General features: G+C 59.7%; 26 protein-coding genes and 1 tRNA gene. 8 read left to right on the top strand and 19 right to left on the bottom strand.

Going from position 1 to position 26,785, the window contains the following annotated elements; genetic code table 11:
- Nucleotides 1–28 precede the first annotated feature (28 nt).
- From iolE to I9188_RS19050, 9 genes are all read right to left on the bottom strand, one after another.
- Nucleotides 29–928 carry a myo-inosose-2 dehydratase gene (gene iolE, locus I9188_RS19090; RefSeq protein WP_209507862.1) on the bottom strand — a complete coding sequence of 300 codons (900 nt, stop codon included), beginning with the start codon at nucleotides 926–928 and terminating at the stop codon, nucleotides 29–31.
- Complete coding sequence (gene iolD / locus I9188_RS19085) at nucleotides 925–2,757, bottom strand: 3D-(3,5/4)-trihydroxycyclohexane-1,2-dione acylhydrolase (decyclizing) (protein ID WP_209507864.1); 1,833 nt, start codon at nucleotides 2,755–2,757, stop codon at nucleotides 925–927. Before iolD ends, iolE begins: the two co-directional genes overlap by 4 nt.
- Before the next feature lie 151 nt (nucleotides 2,758–2,908).
- The gene (locus I9188_RS19080; RefSeq protein ID WP_209507866.1) at nucleotides 2,909–3,730 is read right to left on the bottom strand and encodes an ATP-binding cassette domain-containing protein; all 822 of its coding nucleotides are present in this window, start codon (nucleotides 3,728–3,730) and stop codon (nucleotides 2,909–2,911) included.
- 1 nt (nucleotide 3,731) lies between these two features.
- On the bottom strand, nucleotides 3,732–4,838 hold the full coding sequence (locus I9188_RS19075; protein WP_209507868.1) for an ABC transporter permease: 1,107 nt from the start codon (nucleotides 4,836–4,838) through the stop codon (nucleotides 3,732–3,734).
- A 68-nt stretch (nucleotides 4,839–4,906) separates the two neighbouring features.
- Complete coding sequence (locus tag I9188_RS19070; RefSeq protein WP_209507870.1) at nucleotides 4,907–5,827, bottom strand: sugar ABC transporter substrate-binding protein; 921 nt, start codon at nucleotides 5,825–5,827, stop codon at nucleotides 4,907–4,909.
- A 124-nt stretch (nucleotides 5,828–5,951) separates the two neighbouring features.
- The gene (gene iolG, locus I9188_RS19065; RefSeq protein ID WP_209507872.1) at nucleotides 5,952–6,965 is read right to left on the bottom strand and encodes an inositol 2-dehydrogenase; all 1,014 of its coding nucleotides are present in this window, start codon (nucleotides 6,963–6,965) and stop codon (nucleotides 5,952–5,954) included.
- A gap of 389 nt (nucleotides 6,966–7,354) precedes the next feature.
- A tRNA-Arg gene (locus I9188_RS19060) sits at nucleotides 7,355–7,431 on the bottom strand.
- A gap of 21 nt (nucleotides 7,432–7,452) precedes the next feature.
- Nucleotides 7,453–7,929 carry a GNAT family N-acetyltransferase gene (locus I9188_RS19055; protein ID WP_209507875.1) on the bottom strand — a complete coding sequence of 159 codons (477 nt, stop codon included), beginning with the start codon at nucleotides 7,927–7,929 and terminating at the stop codon, nucleotides 7,453–7,455.
- Nucleotides 7,930–8,241, bottom strand: a complete 312-nt coding sequence (locus I9188_RS19050) for an ETC complex I subunit (protein WP_209507877.1) — start codon at nucleotides 8,239–8,241, stop codon at nucleotides 7,930–7,932.
- Between the two features lie 270 nt (nucleotides 8,242–8,511).
- On the opposite strand from I9188_RS19050, the gene uvrB reads away from it, so the two are divergent.
- Nucleotides 8,512–10,698, top strand: coding sequence for an excinuclease ABC subunit UvrB (gene uvrB / locus I9188_RS19045; protein WP_209507879.1), 2,187 nt, complete (start codon nucleotides 8,512–8,514; stop codon nucleotides 10,696–10,698).
- A gap of 7 nt (nucleotides 10,699–10,705) precedes the next feature.
- Nucleotides 10,706–11,602: a DUF5677 domain-containing protein gene (locus I9188_RS19040; protein WP_209507881.1), complete on the top strand. Its 897-nt coding sequence runs from the start codon at nucleotides 10,706–10,708 to the stop codon at nucleotides 11,600–11,602.
- A gap of 253 nt (nucleotides 11,603–11,855) precedes the next feature.
- Here the strand turns inward: I9188_RS19040 and I9188_RS19035 are convergent, their stop codons facing one another.
- The gene (locus I9188_RS19035; protein WP_209507883.1) at nucleotides 11,856–12,146 is read right to left on the bottom strand and encodes a hypothetical protein; all 291 of its coding nucleotides are present in this window, start codon (nucleotides 12,144–12,146) and stop codon (nucleotides 11,856–11,858) included.
- A 257-nt stretch (nucleotides 12,147–12,403) separates the two neighbouring features.
- Between I9188_RS19035 and I9188_RS19030 the strand changes: the two genes are divergently transcribed.
- Nucleotides 12,404–13,195 carry a formate/nitrite transporter family protein gene (locus I9188_RS19030; protein WP_209507885.1) on the top strand — a complete coding sequence of 264 codons (792 nt, stop codon included), beginning with the start codon at nucleotides 12,404–12,406 and terminating at the stop codon, nucleotides 13,193–13,195.
- Between the two features lie 111 nt (nucleotides 13,196–13,306).
- The gene (locus I9188_RS19025; protein WP_209507887.1) at nucleotides 13,307–14,014 is read left to right on the top strand and encodes an ORF6N domain-containing protein; all 708 of its coding nucleotides are present in this window, start codon (nucleotides 13,307–13,309) and stop codon (nucleotides 14,012–14,014) included.
- Between the two features lie 20 nt (nucleotides 14,015–14,034).
- Here the strand turns inward: I9188_RS19025 and I9188_RS19020 are convergent, their stop codons facing one another.
- The 6 genes from I9188_RS19020 to I9188_RS18995 all read right to left on the bottom strand — a co-directional run bounded on the left by I9188_RS19020 (nucleotide 14,035) and on the right by I9188_RS18995 (nucleotide 19,987).
- Nucleotides 14,035–14,463 (bottom strand): excalibur calcium-binding domain-containing protein, encoded by a 429-nt coding sequence (locus I9188_RS19020; protein WP_209507889.1) that lies wholly within the window; start codon nucleotides 14,461–14,463, stop codon nucleotides 14,035–14,037.
- A gap of 132 nt (nucleotides 14,464–14,595) precedes the next feature.
- On the bottom strand, nucleotides 14,596–15,003 hold the full coding sequence (locus I9188_RS19015) for a universal stress protein (RefSeq protein ID WP_209507891.1): 408 nt from the start codon (nucleotides 15,001–15,003) through the stop codon (nucleotides 14,596–14,598).
- 64 nt (nucleotides 15,004–15,067) lie between these two features.
- The gene (locus I9188_RS19010; RefSeq protein ID WP_209507893.1) at nucleotides 15,068–15,394 is read right to left on the bottom strand and encodes an antibiotic biosynthesis monooxygenase family protein; all 327 of its coding nucleotides are present in this window, start codon (nucleotides 15,392–15,394) and stop codon (nucleotides 15,068–15,070) included.
- A gap of 141 nt (nucleotides 15,395–15,535) precedes the next feature.
- A complete protein-coding gene (locus I9188_RS19005) occupies nucleotides 15,536–17,824 on the bottom strand; it encodes a glycosyl hydrolase family 28-related protein (RefSeq protein WP_209507895.1) in 2,289 nt (762 codons plus the stop codon).
- Between the two features lie 138 nt (nucleotides 17,825–17,962).
- Entirely contained in the window at nucleotides 17,963–18,364 is a 402-nt protein-coding gene (locus I9188_RS19000; protein ID WP_209507897.1) for a DUF4864 domain-containing protein, read from the bottom strand.
- Between the two features lie 48 nt (nucleotides 18,365–18,412).
- Nucleotides 18,413–19,987 carry a lysine--tRNA ligase gene (locus I9188_RS18995; RefSeq protein ID WP_209507899.1) on the bottom strand — a complete coding sequence of 525 codons (1,575 nt, stop codon included), beginning with the start codon at nucleotides 19,985–19,987 and terminating at the stop codon, nucleotides 18,413–18,415.
- A 388-nt stretch (nucleotides 19,988–20,375) separates the two neighbouring features.
- Between I9188_RS18995 and I9188_RS18990 the strand changes: the two genes are divergently transcribed.
- From I9188_RS18990 to I9188_RS18980, 3 genes are all read left to right on the top strand, one after another.
- Complete coding sequence (locus tag I9188_RS18990) at nucleotides 20,376–21,113, top strand: class I SAM-dependent methyltransferase (protein WP_209507901.1); 738 nt, start codon at nucleotides 20,376–20,378, stop codon at nucleotides 21,111–21,113.
- Nucleotides 21,110–21,484 (top strand): EamA family transporter, encoded by a 375-nt coding sequence (locus I9188_RS18985; RefSeq protein ID WP_209507903.1) that lies wholly within the window; start codon nucleotides 21,110–21,112, stop codon nucleotides 21,482–21,484. Before I9188_RS18990 ends, I9188_RS18985 begins: the two co-directional genes overlap by 4 nt.
- 102 nt (nucleotides 21,485–21,586) lie before the next feature.
- Nucleotides 21,587–22,009 (top strand): tellurite resistance TerB family protein, encoded by a 423-nt coding sequence (locus tag I9188_RS18980; RefSeq protein WP_209507905.1) that lies wholly within the window; start codon nucleotides 21,587–21,589, stop codon nucleotides 22,007–22,009.
- 26 nt (nucleotides 22,010–22,035) lie between these two features.
- On the opposite strand, the gene dacB is transcribed toward I9188_RS18980, so the two are convergent.
- The 3 genes from dacB to I9188_RS18965 form a co-directional block, all read right to left on the bottom strand.
- Nucleotides 22,036–23,514: a D-alanyl-D-alanine carboxypeptidase/D-alanyl-D-alanine-endopeptidase gene (dacB, locus tag I9188_RS18975; RefSeq protein WP_209507908.1), complete on the bottom strand. Its 1,479-nt coding sequence runs from the start codon at nucleotides 23,512–23,514 to the stop codon at nucleotides 22,036–22,038.
- 66 nt (nucleotides 23,515–23,580) lie between these two features.
- Entirely contained in the window at nucleotides 23,581–24,201 is a 621-nt protein-coding gene (locus I9188_RS18970; protein WP_209507910.1) for a nicotinate-nucleotide adenylyltransferase, read from the bottom strand.
- A gap of 32 nt (nucleotides 24,202–24,233) precedes the next feature.
- Entirely contained in the window at nucleotides 24,234–24,701 is a 468-nt protein-coding gene (locus I9188_RS18965) for an MOSC domain-containing protein (RefSeq protein WP_348540357.1), read from the bottom strand.
- 140 nt (nucleotides 24,702–24,841) lie between these two features.
- Here I9188_RS18965 and ettA point away from each other — a divergent pair, with 140 nt between their 5' ends.
- Nucleotides 24,842–26,509, top strand: coding sequence for an energy-dependent translational throttle protein EttA (gene ettA / locus I9188_RS18960; RefSeq protein ID WP_209507912.1), 1,668 nt, complete (start codon nucleotides 24,842–24,844; stop codon nucleotides 26,507–26,509).
- Nucleotides 26,510–26,785: the final 276 nt, after the last annotated feature.

Below are 26,785 nucleotides of genomic sequence, written 5' to 3'. Positions count from 1 at the left end.
GCTTCGGTGTTGCCCCGAGGGGCGGTGATTAAACGGTGATCTCCAACCCTGCCTTGCCGCAAACCTCGACGATGTGGTCATAGCCCAATTTGGAGTACTCATAGGGCGGCGCCTTGGCGGGGTCCTGCTCGGCCTCGACCACGATCCAGCCGCTGTAATCCATTGCTTTCAACGCGTTGGCTACGGCCTGAAAGTCGATGCACCCATCACCCGGCACGGTGAACGCGCCGGCGATCACCGCATCCAGAAAGCTGCGATTGTTCTCGCGCGTGTCCCGCACGATGTCCGGGCGGATATCCTTGAAGTGGACATGGTGCACACGGTCGCCCCAACGGTTCAGTGTGGCCATCACGTCGCCGCCACCAAACAGCAGATGGCCCGTATCGAAGCACAAGCTCAATTCGGGGCCGGAACCCTCCATCAACCAGTTCACATCCTCTTCGCTTTCGATGATCGTGCCCATGTGATGGTGATAGGCCATCGGCATACCCTGATCTGCCATCCATTTGGCAAGCTCGGTCAGTTTGCCCGCATAGGCCAACACATCGTCTTTGGACAGCTTCGGGCGGTCATTGACCGGCGTTCCGATCTGCCCCTGAACGGTATTTGAACACTCGGCGTAAACGATGCAGGGGCTGTTCAGGGCAACAAACTGTTCCACCTGTTCACGCACGATGGCGATTTCGGCCTCAAGGTCATTGACCAGAGTACTGCCCGAACACCAGCCGCCACACAGCGCGATGTCACTGGCATCCAGATAGGCGCGCAACCCTTCGGTGTCGCCGGGCATCCGCTGGCCGCGCTCAACACCGGTATAGCCGATCTCGCGCGCTTCTTTCAGCGCCTGCTCCATCGTGTAGGCTGCGGTCAGGTCCGGCAAATCGTCATTCTGCCAGGCAATCGGAGAGATACCGATCTTCACGCTCATTTCGTGTTTCTTTCCTTGATGGCGACCTCATAGGCCGCACGTTTTTCGTTTACTTCCGGACGGATGCTGACCTCGGGCACCGCCACTTCCCACCACGTTCCACCATATTCGGTCGATGGGTAGGGATCGGTGTCGATCACCACCACATAGGGGCCTTTGACCTCGCCACGTTTGGCCAGTGCCTCCTCAAGCTCGGCGATCGAGCTGACCTTGACCGCCGTCGCCCCCATTGCTTCGGCATGTTTGGCAAAGTCGATCACCGAATTTTCACCGCCGATTGCGTGATCCAGCAGGTTGTTAAACTCGGCCCCGCCGGTTCCTATCTGCAAACGGTTGATGCAGCCAAAGCCGCGATTGTCGGTGACCACAACGGTGAACGAAATCCCCATCATCGCCGCCGTCGCCATTTCCGAGTTCGCCATCATATATGTGCCGTCACCGGTAAAGCAGATCACGTCGCGGTCGGGCTGGGCCATCTTGATGCCCATGGCACCGGCGATCTCATACCCCATGCAGCTGAAGCCATATTCCATGTGATAGGCACCGGGGCGCGGTGCCTTCCACAGCTTGTGCAGCTCACCCGGCATCGTGCCTGCGGCACACATGGCAACGGTGTTTTCATTGGCCGCCCGCTGCACGGCACCAATCACCTGCATGTCCGTGGGCAGCGCATTGCTGTCCACCGGCGCGTCGGTCAATGCGTCGACCTTGGCAAACCACTCGGGTTTCAGCGTTGCAGGCATATCAGGCGCGCGGTAACCGCCCAACGCACCGCTCAGTTCACCAAGCCCTACGCGGGCGTCAGCCTGCAGCGGCATCGCGCCGTGCTTTGCCGCGTCATAGGCGGCGGTGTTCAGGCTGATCAACTCCCGCTCGGGGTTTGCGAACAATCCCCAAGACCCGGTGGTGAAGTCCTGAAACCGGGTGCCGACGCCCAGCACCAGATCCGCCTCGGCGCAGATATCATTGGCAGGCTCACCGCCGGTGACGCCAATCGGACCAAGGTTCAGGGGGTGATCCCAGGCCAGCGCGGACTTACCGGCCTGCGTCTCGGCCACCGGCACGTTGTGTGCCTCGGCAAAGCGCTGCAACGCGGCGGTCGCGTCCGAATAATGCACACCGCCCCCGGCCACGATCACAGGGCGCTTGGCTGCCTTAATCGCGGCCACGGCACGCGCCAGCTCACCCTCATCCGGGCGAATGCGGCGCTGATACCAGACGCGCGGCTCAAAAAAGCTAACCGGATAATCATAAGCCTCGGCCTGCACATCCTGACAAAAGGCCAGCGTCACCGGACCGCAATCAGCCGGGTCGGTCATGGTGCGGAAGGCACGCGGCAGAGCCGTCAGCAGATGTTCCGGCCGCGTGATGCGGTCGAAATACCGGCTGACCGGTCTGAAACAGTCATTTGCGCTGATGGTTCCGTCCGAGAACACTTCGGGTTGCTGCAAAACCGGGTCGGGACCACGCGTGGCAAACACGTCGCCGGGCAGCAACAAAACCGGCAGGCGGTTCACATGGGCCAGCGCCGCAGCGGTGACCATGTTGGTGGCCCCCGGCCCGATGGACGAAGTGACCGCCATCGCCCGCCTGCGCCCCAACTGCTTGGCATAGGCAATCGCGCAATGCGCCATGGTTTGTTCATTGTGACCGCGATAGGTGGGCAGGCTGTCTTTCACACCGTGCAGCGCCTCGCCCAGACCGGCCACGTTGCCATGGCCGAAAATCGCCCAGACACCTGCGATAAAGGGCTCTCCGGCCTCGTTCATCTGCGCGCCCAGATAGCGCACCAGAGCCTGCGCCGCGGTCAGTCGGACTGTCTTGCTCATCATGATCCCTTTCAACTCAGCTCCGCCTTTGGCGGCCTGCGGGTTTTCTCATTTGCGAAGATGCCAGCTTTTGTATCAAAGCCTGAATACAGAGTGGCGTCACGTGCCACCGCCCGATGGATGCCCCATTGGGGCATCCAAGTTCTGAACTTTAAACCGTACCGCCCAGCGATCCTTCAAGCTCGGCCATTTCCTGACCGCCTGCCATCAGGTCCTGCAACTGCTCTGGCGTGATCTCGCCACGCGTTGCTGTGCCCAGCGTTTTGCCCCGGTTCAAAACGGTGAACCTGTCACCCACTGCCAGCGCATGACGCACGTTGTGGCTGATGAACACCACGCCGACGCCCTGACTGCGCACCTTGTCGATGGTGGCCAGCACGTTCGAGGTCTGGCGCACACCCAGGGCCGAGGTCGGTTCGTCCAGGATCAGGATCTTGGCACCAAAGTACACGGCGCGGGCAATGGCGACGGTCTGCCGTTCCCCCCCAGACAGGGTGCCAACCGCCTGATCCGGCCCGCGCAGGTTGATGCCCATCTTGCGCATCTCTTCCATGCAGACCTCATTCGCGTGTTCAACATCGAACCGCTTCAGCAAACCCTTACCCTTGGTCGGCTCGCGCCCCATGAAGAAGTTGCGCGTGACGCTCATCAGCGGGATCATCGCAAGGTCCTGGAACACGGTCGCGATACCTGCCTCCATCGCATCCCGAGGGGTGTCGAAATGCAGCGGCTTGCCTTCGAAATAGATCTCGCCCTTGGTGGGTTTATGTACCCCGGACATGGTCTTGATGAAGGTTGATTTACCCGCGCCGTTATCGCCCAGCAGGCAGTGGCATTCACCCGGCTTGACGTCGAAACTGACACCCGCCAATGCGATGATGTTGCCAAAGTGCTTTTCGATATCCTTCATTTCCACGATGGGGGCCTGATCACCCGCCGCATCGCCGTGGTGGAACTTGGTATCTTCGGTCATATCAGCGCTCCCCGGTTACGCGTTTGCGGATCGCGTTGTTGAACAGAACGGCAATCAGCAGCATTGCGCCCAGGAACACCTGGAACCAGTCCTGATCGAAATCCGTATAGGTCAGTCCGATGACAACCATGCCAAAGATGATCGACCCAAAGAACGCCCCGATGGCCGAGCCATATCCGCCCGTCAGCAGGCAACCCCCGATCACGGCGGCGATGATCGCCTCGAATTCTTTCTGGAAACCGCGCCGTGCGTCGGTCGAGCCCGCGTCGATCACTGTAATGATGGCCACCAGTGCAGCACAGCAGGCGGTCAGCATGAACAGGGACACCTTGATTTTGCTCACGGGAACACCTGAGTTCGATGCCGCAGTGCTGTCACCGCCCGCCGCGAAAATCCAGTTTCCGGCAGGGGTTCGCAGCAACACGTAGGTGGCTGCCAATGCCAGCACGATGAACCACAGGATTTCGACCGGAACACCGGGTACCTTGGGTGCCCCGCTTTTGAAGGTGTCAATCATGCCGTTGGCCGCCAGCCAGGTAAACAAGCTGCCAAAGGCTTCGCCCGAAAAGAACGGTGCCAGCCAGTCGTTTTCAACCACGTCACGCACACCGCGCAACTGTGTCGACCCTCCGGTCGCCGCCTTGAGGCCAACCAACGACAGACCCCGCAGAATGAACAGGAAAGCCAGTGTCACGATAAAGGACGGCAGGCCGGATCTTATGACGATATTGCCGTTCACTGCCCCGACGAATGCCGCGAATACAAATGTCATGGGGATCGCAACGATCAGTGGCAACTGCCATGTTACCACACAGACGCCGAAAAACAGGCCCGCGAACGCCACCATTGAACCGATGGACAAATCAAACTCGCCACCGATCATCAAAAGGGCCGCACCGATTGCCAGAATGCCCAGCTGTGCCGCAGGTGTCATGAAGTTCATGACCCCGGCCAGGGTAAACATCGAATCGTCTGCTGTGATGGCAAAGAAGATGACCACCAGAACGACGCCCGCCATCGCACCGAGTTCGGGCCGTTTCATGAGCTTGGTCATGAAAGGTTCTTTCTTGACCCTTTCGTCCCCGGCGATTTGCGCTGAGTCACTCATCGTTTCCTCCCACTTGGGTGGGAACGGCGCCACCGCGCCGCCCCGTTTTGTTCAGGTTGCGGTATGGATCAGCGGATGCCCTGCGCGGACAGCTCGATCACCTGCGCGGCCTTGTCCTGAGTGATCAGGTTCGGACCCGAAGGAACATTACCACCGGGCATCAGGCCGTATTTGGCGTGCAGGCCCATGAAGTTCACCGACAGGTACCCTTGCAGATACTGCTGCTGGTCGATGGCAAAGGCCGCGTCGCCATCCGCAATCGATTGCAAGAAGTTGGCCGACAGGTCGAAAGATGCAACATTCACGTCACGGCCCGACGCTTTGACAGCGGCAACAGTCGGCTCACCGGCCGAGCTTGCACCCAGCGCCATGACCGTATCGACGGCTTCGTTTGCAGCCAGAGCAGCCGCAACTTTAGACTCGATTTCCGACGGGTCGTTCGAGGTCGGCAGAACTTCGACATTACCGCCAAAGCCTTCCGCGAAACCTGCACAGCGCAGGTCCAGCGCAACGTTGCCCACTTCGTGGTTCACGCAGATCGCGGTTTTGCCCCCCATCGAAGCCAGTTGTTCGCCCGCAGCTTTACCTGCGTCAAACTCGTCCTGACCCACGTGCAGCAACGCACCCAGCTGTTTCGACACATCCGACCCCGAGTTGATCGAGATCACCGGGATGCCTGCGGCAACGGCACGTTCGATTGACGGGCCAAGCGCATCCGCATCCGGGATCGAAACGATCAGGCCATCGGGTTCCTGGTTCACGGCAGCGTCGATCAGCTGCGACATGGCCACCATGTCGAAAGTTTCCGGCGCGCGGTATTCCACATTCACACCGACGTCCTTGCCAGCCTGTTCAACACCGTTCTTCACGACGTTCCAGAATGCGTCATTGGCCTGGCCATGCGATACGACCACGATGTCCTGCGCAAGTGCGGGCGTAGCCAGGGCCAGTGCCCCCGCGGCAAGTGCACCCTTAACGAATTTCTTCATTTCAGTTTCCTCCCATTGGTTCAGTCTGATCTTCTGCTGGGGTACCGGCCCCAATCATCCGGCAGTGCCGAATCTCAGTGGCTGCGGCGCAAAGCCGAGCTGTCTTTAGTTTGAAGAATTTCGGTCATTTTGCAACCGGTTTCAAAATTTCCTCCATTCGAACGGGCTTTCCCGTCTGCGCTGACAGGGTCGCGGCCTCGGCCATTGCCAGCGCCGCCACACCATCCTGCAACGTGACGGGAACGTCGGAACCGCCGCCGACAGCATCAACAAATGCGGCCCATTCAACGCGGTAGGCCGGCATATAGCGTTCCAGAAAGAAATAAGTCGGCTTTGCGCCCACAACGCCATCCGCCGTCGATTTCACGACGGTGTTTTCCAGCATGTTATGCGCCTGCAACAACCCTTCCGAACCCAGCAACTCGACCCGCTGATCATACCCATAGGCCGCCCGGCGCGAGTTCTTGATGACCGCAATCCGGCCGTCTGCGTAAGTCATTGTGACCACAGCCGTGTCCACATCGCCTGCCGCGCCGATCTCTGCATCCACAAGCGACGATCCCACCGCCGTGACGGTCTGGGGCACATCCCCCATCAGAAAGTTCGCCATGTCGAAATCGTGGATCATCATGTCCCGAAACAGTCCACCGGACACTTTTACATAGCTGACCGGTGGCGGGGCCGGGTCAAATGACGTGATCGACAACAGTTCGGCCTTGCCGATTTCACCTGCGTCCAAACTGGCCTTCAAAGCTGCAAAATTAGGATCGAACCGCCGGTTAAACCCGATCATGACAGGTTTGCCGCGCCCCGCGACGGCTTTCAGACAGTCCTGTGCCCTCTGAAGGCTCAGATCGACGGGCTTTTCGCACAGAACGGCTTTGCCAGCGCCCGTGGCCGCCTCGATCAGGTCGGAATGCGTATCCGTCGGCGTTGCAATCAGAACCGCGTCAATTTCGGGATCAGCGATAATTTCTTCTGAACTGCGTGCCTCGGCCCCATATTCATCCGCGAGGCTGTTCGCCGCCTCGGGCAGCGCATCGGATACCGCACACAGCCTGCTTCCCGGATGGGAAGATATGGCCTGCGCATGAACGCGCCCGATACGCCCGGCACCCAGCAATCCGACGCTCAACATGCAGCTCTCCCGAATCTTGTTGTTGTGCGTAACAATGATTTTCTTTGCAACCGGTTGCAATATATTTTTTTGCATCGCCCCCGGTTTTGCCAGCGGTTCCCACAGCCTCAACACGAATACCGCGCAAAAAACCGGTCTGGTCTCAACAGGATTGCGCTGCCTGACACGCATATTTCCGCGCAAATACCAGCCTACGGGAATCCCCCAATATCGCCGCACGGTGAATCACGTTAGATTGTACGTAAGGAACACGTACTACCACTCTGTGACCCCCTTAGAGGGGCTGGCATGACCCCCTCGTCCAGCCCCTCATACCACACCAAACAGCCACAAAATCACGACGCGCCGACCAAAGCAGGCGCATGTCCGGTATTGATCTGGTTTGACAATGGCGATCCCTGAAGGACTCGAACCCTCAACCTGCTGATTAGAAGTCAGCTGCTCTATCCAGTTGAGCTAAGGGACCGCTGCGCCCTTCTTGCGGTTTTTACCCGCGGGGTTCAAGAGGCAAGCGCATGAATGCGCTGTTGGGATCGTCAACATACCCAAAGATAGGCCCGCAATAGGAATATCCCAGCGACTCATACAGCTTGCGGGCGGCTTCATATTCGCGAAGATGGCTCGCCCCGGTCTCAAGAACCAAAGCCTCGCAACCCTCTGCGCCAGCCTGTTCAGCCAGATGCACCATCAGCACGCGCGCCAGCCCGCGCCCTCTTGCCTGCGCCAGAATATGCACTGATTTTACTTCGGCGGTTCCATCGGGCAGCGCTTTCAGCGCACCGCATCCCAATGGCTGCTGTCCGTCAAAAATGGCCCAGAACCGCACCCCCGGGGCAGCCAGTGCTTTGGCGTCCATCGTGTGGTTGCTTTCCGCAGGTCCCGCCGTTTCGCCATGGGCAAAATGCGCCTCGACAATCGGGCGCAATACGTCCGATGTCGGGTCAGCCTCGCGGATTTCGATCATTCAGTGCGTCCAGGGGCCACGCCGGTCGGTTGCGAAATTCTCGCCATAGCCCCGCGCGCGCAGATTGGGCTTGCGCTTGTGCGGCTCGCTGACCTGCGCATCGATACCGTGGGCCTTGGCATAATCCAGCGCCTCTTCCCGCGTGTCGAACTTCAGGCGTACCTGAGCCTGCGTGTCACTGGACGACGTCCAGCCCATCAGCGGATCAACCTCGCGCGCCGAGGCTGGGGCGTATTCCAGAACCCATTTGCGGGTCTTGGCCATCCCCGAGGTCATCGCATTTCTTGCGGGCTGGTAGATCCGTGCGCGCATGTCGCCTCTCCGTACTCACTTGGCTGAGCCCGTTTATGCGTCAGAGCGCGCCCGGGGGCAAGATTGCAATTGTCGCGGCCCTCGCCTGCGAACTCATGCCAGAAACTGTCATCAGGTCGGAATAGGGTCTCGCCAAACATACGCAAGAACAACACGCCGTCTCACCCGTCGCACGGCCTCAGACCGCATAGCGGGCAATGAATCCGGATCGGCCCTTGCAGTTGGACAAAATAAGAACAAATGTAAGGGCCTGACGCCTGGAGCCTACCAATGCCTTACGCCCATTCCGACAAGACCCAACTGACCACCGAAGACGTGCGCGCGCGTCTGAAACTGGAAGGCGGCAAGCAATTCGTGATGCATACCGAATTCAATCCGGCGGGCGATCAGCCCACGGCGATCAAGGAACTGGCGGGCGGCGTGCTGGACGGGGAACGCGATCAAGTGCTGCTGGGCGCGACCGGGACGGGCAAGACCTTCACCATGGCCAAGGTGATTGAAGAAACCCAGCGTCCGGCCATCATCCTCGCCCCCAACAAGACATTGGCGGCGCAGCTATATGGTGAGTTCAAGGGCTTCTTCCCCGAAAACTCGGTGGAATATTTCGTGTCCTATTACGACTATTACCAACCCGAAGCCTATGTGCCGCGCTCTGACACCTACATAGAAAAAGAATCCCAGATCAACGAACAGATCGACCGGATGCGCCACTCGGCCACGCGGGCGTTGCTGGAACGCGATGACGTGATCATCGTCGCCTCGGTCAGCTGCATCTACGGTATCGGCTCGGTCGAAACCTACGGGGCGATGACGCAGGATCTGAAGGTCGGTCACGAATACGACCAGCGGCAGGTGATGGCCGATCTGGTGGCCCAGCAATACCGTCGCAACGATCAGGGGTTTCAGCGCGGCTCGTTCCGGGTGCGGGGCGACAGCTTGGAAATCTGGCCCGCCCACCTCGAAGACCGCGCCTGGAAGCTGTCCTTCTTCGGCGAGGAACTGGAACAGGTCATCGAATTCGACCCGCTGACCGGCGAAAAAACCGACACGATGGACCATATCCGGGTCTATGCGAACTCCCACTACGTGACGCCGAAACCGACGATGCAGCAGGCCATCATCGGGATCAAAAAAGAACTGCGGACGCGCCTCGACCAGCTGGTCGGCGAAGGCAAACTGCTCGAGGCGCAGCGGCTGGAACAGCGCACCAATTTCGATCTGGAAATGCTCGAGGCCACCGGCGTCTGCAACGGGATCGAGAACTATTCGCGCTATCTGACCGGCCGCGCACCGGGCGAGCCGCCCCCGACCCTGTTCGAATTCATCCCCGACAACGCCATCGTCTTTGCCGACGAATCCCATGTCAGCGTGCCGCAGATCGGCGGCATGTACCGGGGCGACTACCGGCGCAAGTTCACGCTGGCCGAACACGGGTTCCGCCTGCCGTCCTGCATGGACAACCGGCCCCTGAAGTTCGAGGAATGGGATGCCATGCGCCCGCAATCCGTCTTCGTCTCGGCCACCCCCGCCGCGTGGGAGCTGGACCAGACAGGCGGCGTCTTCACCGAACAGGTGATCCGCCCCACCGGCCTGCTGGACCCGCAGGTCGAAATCCGCCCCGTGTCGATGCAGGTCGACGACCTGCTGGACGAGGTGCGCAAGGTCGCCGCCGATGGCTATCGCACATTGGTCACGACGCTGACCAAACGCATGGCCGAGGACCTGACCGAATACCTGCACGAACAGGGCATCAAGGTCCGCTACATGCATTCCGATATCGACACGCTGGAACGGATCGAGATTCTGCGCGACCTGCGTCTGGGCGCCTTCGACGTGCTGGTCGGCATCAACCTGCTGCGTGAAGGGCTCGACATCCCCGAATGCGGGCTGGTCGCCATTCTGGACGCCGACAAGGAAGGCTTTTTGCGGTCCGAGACCTCGCTGGTTCAGACCATCGGCCGTGCCGCGCGCAATGCCGAAGGCCGGGTGATCATGTATGCCGACAAGATCACCGGTTCGATGGAACGCGCGCTGGCCGAAACCGACCGCCGCCGCGCCAAGCAGATGGCCTATAACAAGGAACACGGTATCACACCCGAGACGGTGAAGAAGAATGTCGAGGATGTTCTGGCCGGGCTGTATGAGGGCGACGTGGACATGAACCGCGTCACCGCCACCATCGACAAACCGATGCACGGCGCCAACCTCGAGGCGCACCTGAACGGGCTGCGCGACCAGATGCGCAAAGCCGCCGAGAACCTGGAATTCGAAGAGGCCGCCAACATCCGGGATGAAATCAAACGCCTGGAAGCGGTCGATCTGGCCATCGCCGACGACCCCATGGCCCGCCAATGGGCGGTGGAAAAAGCCTCGGAGGACGCGGTTAAATCGCGCGGACGGTCAACGGCTGGACGGCCGGGGCAGCGGGGCGGGAATGTGAAGAGGCGGAAGAGGTAAAGTAACATTGCCTATTAATGAAGAAATCCTAGCGCACTTTGCCGAAATAAAACCAACCGAAATTCTAGAAGAGAAAATCTTAGCTTTCGATTCGGAGAGCGAATTCGTTGGTGTGTGCGTTGACCTGCTGATTGAAGCGGGAAGCTACTTAATAACAGCGGCATCAATTTACCCAAGTGGTCAAGATGGCTGGACGAGAAACGAGGCAATAATCGGCGGAAGCTTGGTACGGCTCTACAAGCTAATTGATGCCATACTGGATCAAACTTGCAAGCACCGGCTTGAGACTGCATTCATCCTTTCAAGATTGCATTTCGAGACAACGGTTAACTCCATATTTTTGATGAGAAATCCAGAGCAGGCGAACTTTGATAATTTTGTAGCCTACTCGCTGCAACACGAAGGTAAGCTTTTAGACACCATCGACAAAAACGTGGCAGAACGGGACGGGAATTCGCTGCCGATTGAAGACCGTATGCGTCGCTCAATTGAAAGAACGTTTCGAATGTCTCAGCTAGAGAAAAAAGACTTGCCCGCAAATCGAATGAGGGATTGGCAAAACAGTAGCCTTTACAAAAGAGCGAAAGCTATCGGCTTTGGTCAGGCTTATGATGCGGTTTTCGGCGGAGGCTCACAGATAGTCCACGGAAACTGGGGGGATTTGTACCAACATCATCTTGAACCTAAAGGGGACCGTTTTGTTGCCAAGACAAGCTTTAAAATTCCCCGGCCTCAATTCTTGGAAGTAAATGCAATTCACTCTGTTGCCGCTGTTTCGGAGTTCATTTGTTTTTTGGGATTGTATCAAGAACGTCCTGTTTTGGTGGATCTGTTCAACAGCTTTATTGAGCGAGTTAAAACGTTAAGCGGCTTCCACGAGAACTTCTTGGTCCAGAATTCGTAAGCAAGTGTAGGTTGGATTTCCAACCCGTCACTACCAAGCAAACAATACGCATGATCGGTTATTACTCCATCCTAATCGCTACCCCACACTCCGCATTTGCGCCTCGCTCCACCCTCCTCCACGTTTTAAATCGCAAGTTGTGATTCCAAACGGCTGCTATGACGAACGCGAACACCCTGCCCAGCGCGTGTGAGGTCCAAAGCGCTGTTCTCTCCAACTAAAAGAAAGGGCGGGTCTATCCCCGCCCGAACCGTTACCCCTTATCCCAATGGGCAATCACGTCGTACCCAACCGGCGTCGGTGGGCCTTCCATGAATTCGGCGAAATGGCCCCACAGCTCGGCCACTTTGGGCGCATTCGCGTTCGAGGTCGCCTCGCTTTCGACCACCGAGATCACATAGCCCGAACCATCCTCGTTCATCACATTGGTAAAGCTGTGCATGCCGGGCATACCCATGATGTCGGATTTCAATTCATTCATCTTCGCCGTCGCCGCCTCGCGCGTACCGGGCTTCATTTTATATTGGGTAATTCGTGCAAACATCACTTTCCTCCGTCGTCTGGCGAAATTGCCATGTAACACGGCCGGAACGGCCCCGCCGCGCGTACCCTAGCACGACAGCCAGAAATCTCGCATTGATACCGGCGATTTGCGCCGATTTTCAACCATACACCGCACTGCATCCGGGCGGCTGTCCCTTCAGGGTTGCAGCCTCGCCCCCAGTGCGGTTGTTTTTGCACCGACGGATGCTTTGATCCCTATCAATGCCGCACCACGAATGCGTCGGCAAAGTGGGTCCCATGCAAACACGGAATCCAACCGGAATTGACGCCTACAAACCCGCCCAGATCGCCGAGCTGGTTGAAACCGCTGGCGTTGCCAAGGCACATCTCACGGTCGGCCAGACGCTGACTCTGGCGATACTTGCGGGTGTGTTCATCGGCTTCGGCGGGGCCGCCTTCACCATGGTCATGACCGGCGTTGACCCGGGGTTTGGACCGGCCCGGTTCCTGGGTGGCGTCGTGTTTTCTCTGGGCCTGATCCTTGTGATCGTCGGCGGGGCCGAGCTGTTCACCGGAAACGCCCTGATGACCATCGCGGCGGTGGATCGGAAAATCTCGCCGCGCGCCCTGCTGCGCAACTGGGGCCTCGTGTACCTTGGGAACTTGGTCGGGTCTATCGCGCTGGCTCTGGCCTTCGCTGCAACCGGTTTGCTGGACGGGCCCATGGGGGCCACCGCATCAGCAATCGCAAATGGCAAGGCCGACCTCTCTGCCACCCAGGCGTTTGCCCGCGGCGTTCTGTGCAACGCGTTGGTCTGCCTTGCCGTCTGGCTGAGCTTCGCGGCCAGAACAGCGGCGGGCAAGATCATGGCGGTACTCTGGCCCATAGCGGCGTTTGTCCTCTTGGGGCTCGAACATTCGGTCGCCAACATGTACCTGCTGCCGCAGGGCGCGCTTGCCGGTGCCGATCTCGGTTTGGGCGCGGCCATGGGCAACCTGTTCTGGGTCACGATCGGCAATATTGTCGGCGGCGCAGGCGGCGTCGCGCTTGCCTATCGCTTTGCCTATCTGCGCAAGAAACCCCAATGAACACGCCGACCATTTGATCGGGGACGCGGCAAACCCCGGCATTTCAAACTTGCACCCCGCTCCACCCTCCTCCACGTTTGAAATCACAAGTTGTGATTCCAAACGGCTGCCATGACGAACCCGAAAAACCTGCCCAGCGCGCATGAGGTGCAAAGCGCCATTCACAGGGTGCGCGGCACCCGTGTGGTGCTGGCCGAAGATCTGGCGCAGTTCTACGGAAAATCCGTCAGTGCGTTTAATCAGGCGGTGTCGCGCAACACCGACCTGTTCGAGGGCTACCGCTTTCAGTTGACCGATGCCGAGGTCGCTGATTTGCAATCACAGAATGTGATCTCAAAACCCAAAGGCCGTGGCGGGCGGCGGGTCAATCCGTGGGTCTATACCGATTACGGCGTGGCCATCGCCTCGGCTCTGTTCAAGGACCCGCGCGCGATCAAGATCACGCGGATGATCACCGAAGCCTTTGTCGATGGCGCGAACGCTCTGGCCGAGGTTCCACGCAACCTGCCGGAAATCCTGCCGCCCGAGGATGCACCCACCCCGCTGCTGCCCAATGGCGACCAACTGCGCGAACTGGCCGAAAACATCCTCGATTCCGGCCAGCAGAGCCTTGTCGATTATATCGCCAACCCCACCACCAAGCGCCAACAGGCCGTGGCGGTGATCATGAAGACGCTGGCCGAAACCGCCGGGGAAGAGGTCCGCACTCAACAGGAACGCCTGCGCCTGCGTATCGCCGAACGGCTGGCCACCGGCGATTATGCCAGTGACGACGATCGCAAAGGGTTGTTGGAATTGCTACAGGCGATGAAAGGCTAGCCCCTTCCCGCCCCCCGAAATCAGGGGCGCACGAACTTGGCGCTTCCCACCGACCGTTCGCGCGGCTTTGGCTGGTCCTGCGCCTGCACGGTGGTCGCGCGTGGCAACTCCAGCTCGGCATACCCGCAGGCCACCCCGTCACCATCCGGGTCGTTGCGCTCATGATATCCCGGCTGCCCTGCGCGGAATGGACCGATCCCCATGGCCTGTGTCGCATCACACCCCGCCAGCGCGATCAGGTGGATCACCGCCTCGTCCCGCTCATAGCCCGAGGTGCGCAGAAAGACGCCCGTGGCAATCAGCACGGTCGTCAGCGGCAGCAGCAGAACCATGATCAGGATCCGCAGCGGGGACAGCGCCTGCCGCCGCGCCGCCTCGGCGCGCTGGTGTCGTCTGGCCGAGCGCGGGTTCAGATCAGGTGCTTCCTGCGAGGGTTTCTTGAACAACATGCCCCGACCCATAAGGGCAATATGTGGCAAAGCCGAGGCAACACAGTTCCACCGGGTTCAAAAAATCTGGCCCGGCCCAAAACCACCGCCCGCACAGGCACAATTTTGCTTACTGCCGGTGATGTCCGACCGTTACCGGACCACATGTACCGCGCAAGGGGCGTGGCGTACGATATGGGACGCGGTTGACCCCAGCAGCAGATCCTGCATCCCCGGCCGGTGCGAGGCCACGATGATCAGGTCCGGGTGATGCGCCTCGGCCCAATCCAGAATGGTCCGGCCGGAGTGCCCTTCGACCACCACGCCCGTGGCATTCGGCAATTGCGACGCCAGCGTATCAAGCTCTGACTGAATCGCCTTTCGGGCCTCGGACAGATATTCCGCCGGCATGTACGAGATTGCATAATTCGGAATATGCTCAACCACATGCAGCAATGTGACCTGCGCGTCCGGCGTGGCCAGAACCCGGGCCAGTTTCAACGGCCCGGACGTATCTCTTTCAGCATCGAAAGAGATCGGAACGAGAATGTTGTGATACATAGCATGCGCCTCCGTTTTGCAGACTTACTTTGAAACAGACATGCACCGCAGGCTTTGATTCAGGTCAGGTAGAGCCAAATGTCTCTGCAACGTCATACATGACCGGCTCAAAGCTCTTGCACAGCTCGTTGATCTTGCGGTTGCGGTCGCGCATCTCGGGGGTCCGCAGCATGGCCAGGAAATCCTCGCGACGTTGCCATTGCGAATAGTTGGCAATCCGGGTTTGCGCATCATTCACATGAAGCCCCGCAGAAACAAAGCCGGGCTGCTTCGAGATGAACTCGGAATAGGCGTCGGTCAGCGCTTCCAAAAGGTCCTGACAGGTGCCGGGCGTCATTTCAAACGTGGTGATAACTGTCTGAACACTGGCGTTTTTGGCGATTTTCGGCATCGGGATTCTCCATTTCTTTACCCAAGCCTAGCACATCAGATTGAAACGTCGCCTATTTCCTTGCCGATGCGCCAATCAGCGCTTTTCTGCGCCCGTTTATCCGGCGGCTGGCCACCCCGGAATGGGCGGCCAGCCGCTGTTTCAACGCTCCATTCGCATTGTGACCGAGACTTCGCCTTTTAGGTGATCCGGCCAGCGCAGAATAAGACTGTCGCCACTGACCCCTTGTTCGGTCAAAACATGAGGGGCCGAATAGACAAGGTTGTTGAACACCCCGGTCAGCGACCCGATGGCAGTGACCCCGTCGCAGCCACGCGCCCTGCCGCCAAATGGCAATTCTCCGTTTGCCGAAACCGCCCAGATATTCGCAACCGAGTTCTGCTGGCTGCGGACGCGCAGCGGGTTCGAGGATCTCTTGCCAATCCCGTGATAGGTGTTGTTCTCGTAGGTCACGTTCGAATGCCTGTTATTGTCCAGATCGGCAAAAGACGTATCGACCCGTTCCGCCCGCTCAATCGAACCGCTGGTGGCGCGGAACTTGTTGCCGGTCACCGTCACGCCATTCAGGTAATGGCCAGCGCCATAGGGGCGGATGATGATATAACTGAACCAGGCCGGTGCATCGCTTGAGAAAAAGATATTGTCCGTGATGCTCATCGAACTGAACGAGAATCCACTGGTATAGGTGGGTGCCGCATCGCGTTCATTGGTCCATTCTATAAAGCAGTTGTCGACATAGTTCTCGGCAATGGTCGAGGTGTTGTAGGTGCCGATCATGATCAGCCCTGCGGTGCGGACCCCTTGCGGGATGCCATCGCCCTGGAAGAAATGGTTGCCCAGAACCAAGTTGGTACCGCCGCCCAGAACGGCAAAATGCTTGAACCGCACCGCCCGATTGTGACGCAGCTTCACGTCGTTCGAGTTGGTGTTCAGCCCGATGGAATTCCGGTCCGTCACGTCAAGCGCTTCTTCTGAGGACAAGAACTGGCAATTGTCGATCAGCAGCCCCTTGCACCCCGTCGCGGTCGAGGTCAGTCCCCGATCCTTCGGGCGACTGATAAAACAGTCCTTCAACGAAAATGTGCTGCCCGAGGCCGCCAGACGAATGCCGCTGCACCGGCTGTTGCACTGAAACTCGATCTGTTCCATGCCGAATTTCCGCAACGTATTGAAACCGCTGAAATCCAGCAGGTATTTGAACGACTGAAAGGTAAAGGTCTGGGTACCGGCGGCGTCATAGATGGGCGCACTCAGGGTTATCTCACCGGCACCTATGTTCTTCGAGCGCACATAAACTTCACGCCCGACACCACTGCCCTCAACCAGCGATCCTACCGGAATATTGGCCACATTGGCGACATTGGTCAGGCGTGTCTTGTCCGACGGGTCATAGGTAGCGACAGAGGTGAAGGTTTCGGTGTCCCAGGCGGCACCGCTTTTGACATCGAACTGCCCGTTACGGATCACGCGCCGCGTGGAAAAGCCGCTTTGCTTGTTGGGAACCGCAGCGGCCATGTCGATCGGCGCGGAAACGGAAATCTTGCGCCCGCCCAGATCCAGCGAGTCATGATCCGAATTGTTCAGCAGAGCCTGAAACGCCTTCTTGAAGGCCAGCTCCTCATCTCCGAACGCCTCAATATATGCGGGCAGATGGAAATCCTTGGTCAGCAACAGCATCTTGTCATCCGGCATGGTGACGGTGCCTTCGAATTCAATTTCCGCATCGATGCTGGTGTTCTCCGCAAGGTGATAGCTGCCTTGCGGAACAAAGACCCGGCGGCCACCGGCGGCCTGATCCGCCGCCTCAAACGCAACCGAGTCATCCGTCACACCGTCACCAACGGCACCAAAGTCGCGCACATCGACCAGGCTGATCATCTCGCGCAGAAAGAACCCGGTGACATCGGTGATCTCAAGATCATCGACGCGCACCAGCGCGCCGTTGGCCCCTTCGATATCCAGGCCGAAATGCCCGTAAAGGGCGGCCAGCCCCCAGGGCATGTCCACGCCCGGGCGCTGGCCGGTTCCGACAATCGCGGTGATCTCGTGAACCGTGCCATAGCCCGACAGCTGGGTGGCCGGACCCTGCTCCACAACACCGGCCACATGCGCATCGCCCGCGCCACCGGCCCAGGCTGCGATGCGCACCGACGGCAACGGTCCACTGATCGCCTTGACCCGGGCTTTGATCTGCAAATAGCAACCGGGCAGGATCGGCGTCTGCCCCATGTAACGCAATTGCTGCGTTGTGTTGACCTTCAGGATCTCAAGACAACCGGCAAAATCCGCATCCGCCGGAACAAATACCCCGGTGCCGGACCCGCCATATGTGGGCGATCCGGGCGTTCCGTCCCCCGCAGACCAGACGGTCAGACCATTCGCGAATTGAGGCGGCATGAACACGATGCCGTCGGTGATTGCCTTGTTCATTGAAAACCCTTTCCCAATCGCGCCGCGCAAATCCGGCGACGCGTTCAAACCCCGTGTTCAGGTCCGCCCCGAACGCGACAGTCTGGATATCGAAAAGGAATTAACCACGGCTCATCTCACCGTGACGGTGGTGTTGCCTCAGGCCGCAGGGTCGGCGGCACCCAACAGTTGCACCCCGTTGATCTTCCAGCCTTCCGTCAGCGGGATCATCTGATAGTCCAGAAGATGCACCCGCCCGTTACCGTCCGTAATCATCACCTTCTGCCACAGCGCGCCATCGACCTCGCGCAGTTCCAGAAAACTCACGTCGGCAGGACGCCTGACCATGGGATAGCCATTGCGCACCATCGCGCCGAAATTGTCGGGGTTTCGGAACAGACGCTGGATGTTGGGGCTGGCAAAGGTGAAAGCGGTGGCAAAGTCATCCGCCCGGAAGGCCTGTATCTGTGCCGCGATATTGGCCTCGATCTCGGCACTCTGCGCAAATGCGCCCGACGCCAGCCCGGCGCTCAGGGATAATGCAAGCAGTAGTCGACGCATGGGGCCACCTCCTGTTCCAAGGATAGCCCCATGCCGGTTCAGGTCAAATCAGACCAGCTCTCCGGCCAGTGCCTTGTCGATCAGCGCGATGGTCTCGGGCACGCCGTAAAGCGCGATAAAACCCCCGAAACGCGGCCCTTGCGAGGCCCCCAGCAGCACCTCGTACAGCGCCGAGAACCACCCTTTCATCGGATCAAACCGCTCGCGGCCGATGGCATAGACCACCGATTGCAACGCCTCATCCTCGGTCGGGCCATCATATGCCTCAAGCGCCGCCTTCAGCGCTTCCAGCGCCTCGCGCTCCTGATCCGTCGGCGCGCGATGCTTGCGCGTCGGTTTGACGAAATCGTTGAAGTACCGCACGGCGAAACCGGCCGCCTTGTCCAGATCGGGGTGGCTCTCTGCCGTTGCCTCGGGCGCATAGCGGCGGATAAAGCCCCACAGCGCCTCTTTGTCTTCGGCACCGGAAACCGATGCCAGATTCAGCAGCATTGCAAAGGGTACGATCAGGGTCGATTCAGGCACTTCGCCGCCGTGGATATGCCAGACCGGGTTGTTCAACTGCGCCTTCAGGTCCTGCCCCGGATAGGCGCGCAGCTGCTGATGATACTCATCATAGGCTTTCGGGATCACGTCGAAATGCATCCGCTTGGCCGTCTTGGGCTTTTGGTACATGAAATAAGCCAGCGACTCGGTCGGCGCATATGTCAGCCATTCGTCAATCGAGACACCATTGCCCGACGATTTCGAAATCTTCTGTCCGTTCTCGTCCAGAAACAGCTCATAGCTGAAATGCTCGGGCGCGCGGCCACCCAAGGCCCGGCAGATCCCGTCATAGATCTTTTCGTTGGTCGCGTGTTCCTTGCCGTACATCTCGAAATCAACGCCCAGTGCCGCCCAGCGCGCCCCGAAATCCGGCTTCCATTGCAGCTTCACGTTGCCGCCGGTGACGGGAACGGTCCATTCCTTGCCGTCTTCATCATCGAAGGTGACGGTATAAGTCTCGGCGCAGACCTTTTTCATCGGCACATACAGAACCCGCCCGGTTTCCGGGTGGATCGGCAGGAAGATCGAATAGGTCTGCTGGCGTTCTTCCCGCAGGCTTTTCAGCATGATGGCCATCACGTCGTCATATTTCTCGACGGCACGCTTCAGGATCTCGTCGAACTGGCCCGAGCGATAGAAATCACGCGCCGAATAGAACTCATATTCGAACCCGAAGGTATCAAGGAACCGGCGCAGCATCGCGTTGTTATGCTCGCCAAAGCTGTCATACTCGCCAAACGGATCAGGAACCGAGGTCAGCGGGCGCTGCAAATGCTCTTCCAACGCCTCGGGGTTCGGCACGTTGCTGGGAACCTTGCGCATCCCGTCCAGATCGTCCGAAAAACAGATCAGCTTGGTCGGGATATCCGACAGCGCCTCAAAGGCGCGCTTGACCATCGTGGTCCGCGCCACCTCGCCGAACGTGCCGATATGCGGCAGGCCCGACGGGCCGTATCCGGTTTCAAACAGCACATACCCCTTTTCCGGAGAACCTTTCTGATAGCGTTTGAGCAACCGGCGCGCCTCTTCAAAGGGCCAGGCCTTGGACGACATCGCGGTTTCGCGCAGTTCAGACATTTCAATGTGCTCCATTGGGGAAACGGTCGCGGCTGCACCACGCAACCCGACCGGCCCCTCCTATTGTGCCAGTGCAGCATGAGTCAATAAAGCACCAGTGTTTTCACCGACCGGAACCCTGGAAAACCGCCTTGTCACGGGGTTTTGCCGCTAATTGACTGTTCTGCCCGCCCTCAGCCTCTGGTCCACGCCCCCTGCGTCCACCATCCCGCACCGGTTTTTCCATCCGCGGGCCTTACTCCAGCCACACTCATGGGGTGGGTTTGGCGCGCGAAACATAAAAGACACGGGCGACAGGCTTTGACCTGACCCGGTTATTTCGCGTGTTTGCACTGCGGTGCTACGATGGAAAGACGCCGGGAAACCTCCCCGGACCAAAGGAAACGAGATGCGACGCGAAACCACCAACCTGATCCGCTTTGTGCTCGAGGATATCGTCCCGCCGATCCTGCGCGACAGCGCCGCCTTTCACTGGCTGGCGCGCCGTGTCTGGGGGGAACACATTACCCGGCTGGCGGCGTTCCGCGAACGCGCGCCTTTTCTGACGGACGAAGAATACGAAACGCTCTACCGGGAACACCCGCGCGTACATGACGGAACCGACAATTCCGACGCCTGCATCGACCGGATCGCCAGCGACATTGTTGGCGACAGCATCTGCGATGTCGGCTGCGGCACCGGGGCCCTGCTTCAACGCATCCGCGCCTTGCGCCCGGACATCACGGCCATGACCGGTGTCGATTTCGTTGTCGATGACGCTGAAGCCATCGAAAACATCAAATATGTTGCCGCCCGGATCGAGGACCTGCCTTTTGAGGACAACAGTTTCGACACAGTCATCTGCACCCATGTGATCGAACATCTGCTGGATTACCGCCGCGCCATCGCTGAATTGCGCCGGGTCGCGCGCAAGCGGGTCATCATCGTGGTCCCGCGCGAACGGGAATATCGCTACAGCTTCAACCCGCATTTCAATTTCTTTCCCTACACCCACAGCTTTCTGCGCGCCGTGCATCCCAGCCCCAGGTTTCACACCTGCGAGGATATCGGGCGTGACATCTATTACTGCGAGGATCGACCGGCCGAGGAACCCACCGAAAAACCCCTCAAGGATCAGGCTGCATGAGCGCAACCGCACCCACAGTGCTGATCTGGACCGGGCTGCTTCTGACACCTGTCATGATTTCGGTCGGGCAGGTATTGTTCAAACTCGCCGGCGGGCGGATCGACGGCCGCACCGCGAGCGGCGCGATGGGGCTGTTGCAGACCCTGCTCGACCCTTTCCTGCTCGTCGCGCTGGCGATTTACGGCACGGCGACGATACTCTGGATTTACGTCCTCAGGCATGTGCCGCTGTCGCAGGCCTATCCGTTCATGGCCCTCAGTTTCGTACTGGTCCCCCTCGCCTCGTGGCTGTTCTTCGGTGAAACGCTGGGGCTGCGCTATTGGATCGGGGCGGGCCTTTTGCTCAGCGGTATGGCGATAATGAACACCTGACCGGTTCAACCTGCCGCACAGTTGGGTCAAAACAAGATGTTGAACCTGCCCTGCCCCCCTTCTATCCTGCGCCATTGACGAACCCCAAGCAGGATGCCCCGAATGACCGAGCAAGTTCCCCACCCGATGTCCCCACAGGATTGCCTTGTGGCGATCATGGTTGCGATCTCGGCCTCCGACGAAACCATCCGAACCGCCGAGCTGGTCAAGATCGAGGTCGCCGTGAACATGTTGCCGGTCTTCGCCGGGTACGACATCGACCGGATGCGCCACGTGTCGCAGGTCGTGTTTGACTTGTTCGAACAGGAAGACGGGCTGGATGCGCTGTTTGGCCTGATCCGGGACAACCTGCCCGAACGCTTGAACGAAACGGCCTATGCTCTGGCCTGTGACGTCGCTGCCGCTGACGGAACGCTGGCCGAATCCGAACTGCGCCTGCTGGAAGAAATCCGGTACGAGCTGAACATCGACCGCCTGCACGCGGCCGCGATCGAGCGCGGGGCCCGGGCGCGCCACACCGTCTGACGCCCGCTTCAGGCCGGTTTCAGGTTTCAGCTTCCGTAAAGTGATCCCCAGCGCTCCAGCAAGGCGCGCTGCAATTTCCGTGATCTGCTGTTCCAGCTGCGTGCGCCGTCCGGGCGTTCACGCTGCGCGCGTGGGATCGTTGCGCGATGATCCACATCAGCGGTAAAAATCGCGAATGCCAGATCAACCCCGTCCGCAGTTGTCAGGAACCCACCCAACCCGGATACAAAATTCAATGTCCCTGTCTTGGCATCAACCTTGATCGGGTGGTTCTTGACGGGCCGCCCGTTCCGGTCGGTCAGTGCAAAAGGTTTCATCAGGGGTCGCAACATCCCCGACTTCTGTGTTGCAACAAGGGCCGCAACCAAATCCGCCGGCACCATGCGCGAGGCATCGCTCAGACCAGAATGATCGACCATGGCGATCCCGGTCACGCCGAAACGACTGGCCGCCCACCGGTTCATCTCGGCCGCTGATTCCGCCAGGGTGTGCGGGTCAACACCGCGCGCCCTGGTTGCGGCCAGCCCGACCATCTCGGCCGTCAGGTTGGTCGAGTATTTCAGCATCCCGCGCAGGATATGATCCAATCTGTCGCTGCGATGCACAACAAGATCGACACCCTGCACGCTCTGGCGTGTCACCTGAACACGCTTTAAAACGATTCCGTTCGACCGCGCCAATGTGCGAAACACATCGCCCGCGTACAAAGCGGGTTTGCGCACCGGCAACCAGCGGGCCCCGCCATTGCCCAGCGCACCCTTGGCCACGGTCCAGCGATCCTGCCGCGCGCTTGCCTGATAGGTATAGATCGGCAGGCTGCGATCCTCGACCCGCATGGCCGAGACATCCACCGCAGGCACATAACGCGCACTGCGGGCATCCATGGTTATGTCATAGCCACTCCCTGCGCGTTTCCATTCGAAATGGACACGATTGAAGTTCAGGGAAATGCCGCTGACGGCCGGGCTATAGCCCACATGATCCGGCTGTTCGGGATCGATGCTGAACACATAAGGCAACGCCCCGTCATAAACCCTGAACGCGCCGCGCACTTCGATAATCCCGGCCTCGCGCAGATTGGCCGCCATCGCGGCCAGCGCATCCGTATCCAGCAGCGGGTCGCCGCCCCCAACCAGAATCAAATCGCCGTGCAGAACGCCCTTCTCGATCCGGCCATCCGCCACCAGCCGAGTCTCGAACCGGTGTTCCGGCCCCAGAACATCCAGCGCATAAAGCGCGGTCATTGCCTTTCCAACGCTGGCCGGGGGCAGACTTGCGCCGTCACCAAACACTTCCAGTTGCGCCCCGGTCGCCACATCCGCAACCGCAAACACAACTTCGCCTTTCAGGCCTGCTGCGGCCACCAATCGCTCGGCACCGCTTAATATGACCCCACGCGCCTGCGGCCTCAGCGATACAAGCGGCGCCTGCGCAAGGCCCGCTGCCGGGATCAGGGACGCCCCCAATCCCCCCAGAAACAATCGACGTGAAAAACGACCAGCCATAGCCGAATTAAAATCCCACAGATCAAAAGCACACAACCACTGTGTTAGATTATGCGCCCGTTGGGGCTATTCCGGCAACACTTCTGCGCCCCATTCGCCGCGCGTCCGGAGTTCGGTCGAACTGACATCGATCATCGGCACGTTCACGAAACACCACGCCGGGGCCTGTGCCTGCCCCAGAAGATGCCGCGCCTGCCCGTCGATCCGGTACTTCGCATAAACCCGCGCCGCAGGCGACATCCGGGCCGAGATCCGCTCGCCCGGCCGCGCCACCACGCCCACTGGCACAGTGTCCATGATCAGCCGCCAGTCTTTCCAGCGATGAAACTGCGCCAGATTATCCGCGCCCATCAGCCAGACAAACCGCACCTGCGGGTAAAGCCGCCTGAGCGCTGTCAGAGTGTCCGCCGTCGCCCGCGTGCCGACCAGCGCCTCGATATCCGTCACATCCACCTTCGGATGCTGCATCACCTGACGCGCCGCCGCCATCCGCCGCGCGATCGGCGCAGGCCCCCGCTCTTTCAACGGATTGCCGGGTGACACCAGCCACCACACCCGATCCAGACCAAAGGCCTTCATCGCCTCACGCGTTACATGCACATGGCCCCGATGCGGCGGATCGAATGACCCGCCGAACAGCCCAACGACCTGCCCGGGCCGCGCGTATGGGATGTCGTATCGCTCCATAACCTGCTGATGTTCAGAACCGGGCCGCGTTGTCAATCAATCGGTTGCACGGCGTCGCCCAGCGCAACCCGCCCCGGCCTGACAACTTCGGCACACCATCCCCCATGCCCCCGCACGGCAGAATAGCCGCCCTTGCCCAGCGCCTCTTCCATCCGGCTGCACGGCGCGCAGATCACGGTAAAGCGCAAAACAGCCTCGCCCACCTGCACCTCGCGCCCCTTGAGCGCGGCAAGATTGATCCCCGAAACCACCAGATTGCGCCGCAGGGTTTCCGGGGCCACGGGTCCCTGCCCCAGATAAGACCCAATCGCCGCCAGATGCTCCTGCTGGATCAAAGAAACCGCCCGCTTGCCCGCATGGCCCCGGTCGCCTTCCAGCCCATCGGCCGAGACCACCGCCTCCCTCACCACCTCCACCCCAACCCGCCGCTCGGGCCGGACGCCTATCCATTCGACACGTCCTGGCTGCGCCCAGCCTGATATCAGTTCCGCCAGTTCCACTACTTCATGCCCCTCATACAGCCCGGCAAACCTAGCCCATGCAGATACGGGACGAAATTCACAAAACCACCAGCTTGCCCCGCCCGCCCCGCTCGGATATCCAGCGTTTCAACCCAAATTCCCGACCCAGAGGACGCGACATGGCCGCCTATCAATATGTCTACCACATGCAGGGTGTCTCCAAGACCTATCCCGGTGGCAAGAAGTGCTTTGAAAACATCCACCTCAGCTTTCTGCCCGGCGTGAAAATCGGTGTTGTCGGCGTCAACGGCGCCGGTAAATCGACGCTGATGAAGATTATGGCCGGCCTCGACACTGACTTCACAGGTGAGGCATGGGCCGCCCAAGGTGCCAAGGTCGGTTACCTGCCGCAGGAACCGCAGCTGGATGAATCGCTCACCGTCCGTGAAAACGTGATGCTGGGCGTCGCGGCGAAAAAGGCCAAAGTTGACCGCTTCAACGAGATCGCCATGGAGATCGCCGAGAATTACTCGGACGAGCTGATGGAGGAAATGACCACCCTGCAGGACGCGATCGACGCGGAAAACCTCTGGGACCTCGACAGCCAGATCGACGTGTCGATGGAGGCGCTGCGCTGCCCGCCGGACGATGCCAACATCGCCAACCTCTCGGGCGGTGAGAAACGCCGCGTGGCGCTTTGCAAGCTGCTGCTCGAAGCGCCCGACATGCTGCTCCTGGACGAACCGACCAACCACCTGGACGCCGAAACCATCGCCTGGCTGCAACAGCACCTGATCGACTACAAAGGCACCATCCTGATCGTCACCCATGACCGTTACTTCCTGGATGACATCACCGGCTGGATCCTCGAACTCGACCGCGGCCGCGGCATTCCTTACGAGGGCAACTACTCCGCATGGCTGGAGCAAAAAGCCAAACGGCTCGAGCAGGAAGCCCGCGAGGACAAGTCCAAGCAAAAGACACTGCAGCGCGAACTGGAATGGATGCGTCAGGGCCAGAAGGCCCGTCAGGCCAAATCCAAGGCCCGGATCAACGCCTATAACGAGCTGGCCGAACAGTCCGAACGCGAAAAGCTGACCCGCGCCCAGATCGTCATCCCCAACGGCCAGCGCCTTGGCGGCAAGGTGATCGAGGTCGAGGGCCTGTCGAAACACATGGGCGACAAGCAACTGATCGAAGGGCTGGATTTCGCCCTGCCCCCCGGCGGCATCGTCGGCGTCATCGGCCCCAACGGCGCGGGTAAATCGACGCTCTTCAAGATGCTCACCGGTCAGGAACAGCCCGACAGCGGCACCATCACGCTGGGCGACACGGTCGAGCTGTCTTATGTCGACCAGTCCCGCGACGACCTGAAAGACAACGACACCGTGTGGGAGGCGATCACCGGCGGTGCCGAGATCATTCAGCTGGGTGACGCGCAGGTCAATTCCCGCGCCTATTGCTCGTCCTTCAACTTCAAGGGCGGCGACCAGCAGAAAAAGGTCTCGCTTCTGTCAGGGGGCGAGCGCAACCGCGTCCACATGGCCCGCCTGTTGAAAGAGGGCGGCAACGTCCTGCTGCTGGACGAACCCACAAACGACCTCGACGTCGAAACCCTGCGCGCACTGGAAGACGCGCTGGTCGATTTCGCCGGCTGCGCCGTCGTCATCTCACACGATCGCTTCTTCCTCGACCGGATTTGCACGCATATTCTGGCGTTCGAAGGCGACGCGCATGTGGAATGGTTCGAAGGCAACTTCGAGGATTACGAAGAGGACAAAAAGCGGAGGCTCGGACCGGACGCGCTTGAGCCCAAGCGGTTGAAACACAAGAAGTTTGCGCGGTGAGGGTTTGAACCACATCTCTAAGGACAGGAGTGAGTAGGCTTCGACCACACCGATTAAACCCACCTACACGAACTATGATGTTAAATCTGGGCCTTCCGTTGCCGCTTTTTGAGTACTGATGGTTCGACTATTTAGCTTCTGCCTAGGGTCAGGACCCATTGATTTCCGCATTGCGGCGTGATTCACGGTTCGAAAAACTAGCGGTGACCATGTCTGATCTTTTCTGGCTGACGGATGCGCAGATGGCGCGTCTTGAGCCCTTCTTCCCCAAGTCTC

Source organism: Ruegeria sp. HKCCSA071, assembly GCF_017872555.1.
GTDB lineage: Bacteria > Pseudomonadota > Alphaproteobacteria > Rhodobacterales > Rhodobacteraceae > Ruegeria.
Note: the sequence above shows the minus strand (reverse complement) of the source record. Positions and strands in the feature narration are given on the sequence as shown.

Excerpts from the sequence above, each read along its gene's own strand:
- I9188_RS18990 (WP_209507901.1), top strand. The coding sequence starts at position 20,376 with ATGCGACGCGAAACCACCAACCTGATCCGCTTTGTGCTCGAGGATATC.
- I9188_RS19030 (WP_209507885.1), top strand. The coding sequence starts at position 12,404 with ATGCAAACACGGAATCCAACCGGAATTGACGCCTACAAACCCGCCCAG.
- I9188_RS19080 (WP_209507866.1), bottom strand. The coding sequence starts at position 3,730 with ATGACCGAAGATACCAAGTTCCACCACGGCGATGCGGCGGGTGATCAG.
- I9188_RS19050 (WP_209507877.1), bottom strand. The coding sequence starts at position 8,241 with ATGCGCGCACGGATCTACCAGCCCGCAAGAAATGCGATGACCTCGGGG.
- iolD (WP_209507864.1), bottom strand. The coding sequence starts at position 2,757 with ATGAGCAAGACAGTCCGACTGACCGCGGCGCAGGCTCTGGTGCGCTAT.
- I9188_RS18970 (WP_209507910.1), bottom strand. The coding sequence starts at position 24,201 with ATGGAGCGATACGACATCCCATACGCGCGGCCCGGGCAGGTCGTTGGG.
- I9188_RS18985 (WP_209507903.1), top strand. The coding sequence starts at position 21,110 with ATGAGCGCAACCGCACCCACAGTGCTGATCTGGACCGGGCTGCTTCTG.
- I9188_RS19055 (WP_209507875.1), bottom strand. The coding sequence starts at position 7,929 with ATGATCGAAATCCGCGAGGCTGACCCGACATCGGACGTATTGCGCCCG.
- dacB (WP_209507908.1), bottom strand. The coding sequence starts at position 23,514 with ATGGCTGGTCGTTTTTCACGTCGATTGTTTCTGGGGGGATTGGGGGCG.
- ettA (WP_209507912.1), top strand. The coding sequence starts at position 24,842 with ATGGCCGCCTATCAATATGTCTACCACATGCAGGGTGTCTCCAAGACC.
- I9188_RS19070 (WP_209507870.1), bottom strand. The coding sequence starts at position 5,827 with ATGAAGAAATTCGTTAAGGGTGCACTTGCCGCGGGGGCACTGGCCCTG.
- I9188_RS19015 (WP_209507891.1), bottom strand. The coding sequence starts at position 15,003 with ATGTATCACAACATTCTCGTTCCGATCTCTTTCGATGCTGAAAGAGAT.
- I9188_RS19005 (WP_209507895.1), bottom strand. The coding sequence starts at position 17,824 with ATGAACAAGGCAATCACCGACGGCATCGTGTTCATGCCGCCTCAATTC.
- uvrB (WP_209507879.1), top strand. The coding sequence starts at position 8,512 with ATGCCTTACGCCCATTCCGACAAGACCCAACTGACCACCGAAGACGTG.
- I9188_RS18995 (WP_209507899.1), bottom strand. The coding sequence starts at position 19,987 with ATGTCTGAACTGCGCGAAACCGCGATGTCGTCCAAGGCCTGGCCCTTT.
- I9188_RS19010 (WP_209507893.1), bottom strand. The coding sequence starts at position 15,394 with ATGCCGAAAATCGCCAAAAACGCCAGTGTTCAGACAGTTATCACCACG.
- I9188_RS19035 (WP_209507883.1), bottom strand. The coding sequence starts at position 12,146 with ATGTTTGCACGAATTACCCAATATAAAATGAAGCCCGGTACGCGCGAG.
- I9188_RS19020 (WP_209507889.1), bottom strand. The coding sequence starts at position 14,463 with ATGTTGTTCAAGAAACCCTCGCAGGAAGCACCTGATCTGAACCCGCGC.
- iolG (WP_209507872.1), bottom strand. The coding sequence starts at position 6,965 with ATGTTGAGCGTCGGATTGCTGGGTGCCGGGCGTATCGGGCGCGTTCAT.
- I9188_RS18980 (WP_209507905.1), top strand. The coding sequence starts at position 21,587 with ATGACCGAGCAAGTTCCCCACCCGATGTCCCCACAGGATTGCCTTGTG.
- I9188_RS19025 (WP_209507887.1), top strand. The coding sequence starts at position 13,307 with ATGACGAACCCGAAAAACCTGCCCAGCGCGCATGAGGTGCAAAGCGCC.
- I9188_RS19000 (WP_209507897.1), bottom strand. The coding sequence starts at position 18,364 with ATGCGTCGACTACTGCTTGCATTATCCCTGAGCGCCGGGCTGGCGTCG.
- I9188_RS19075 (WP_209507868.1), bottom strand. The coding sequence starts at position 4,838 with ATGAGTGACTCAGCGCAAATCGCCGGGGACGAAAGGGTCAAGAAAGAA.
- iolE (WP_209507862.1), bottom strand. The coding sequence starts at position 928 with ATGAGCGTGAAGATCGGTATCTCTCCGATTGCCTGGCAGAATGACGAT.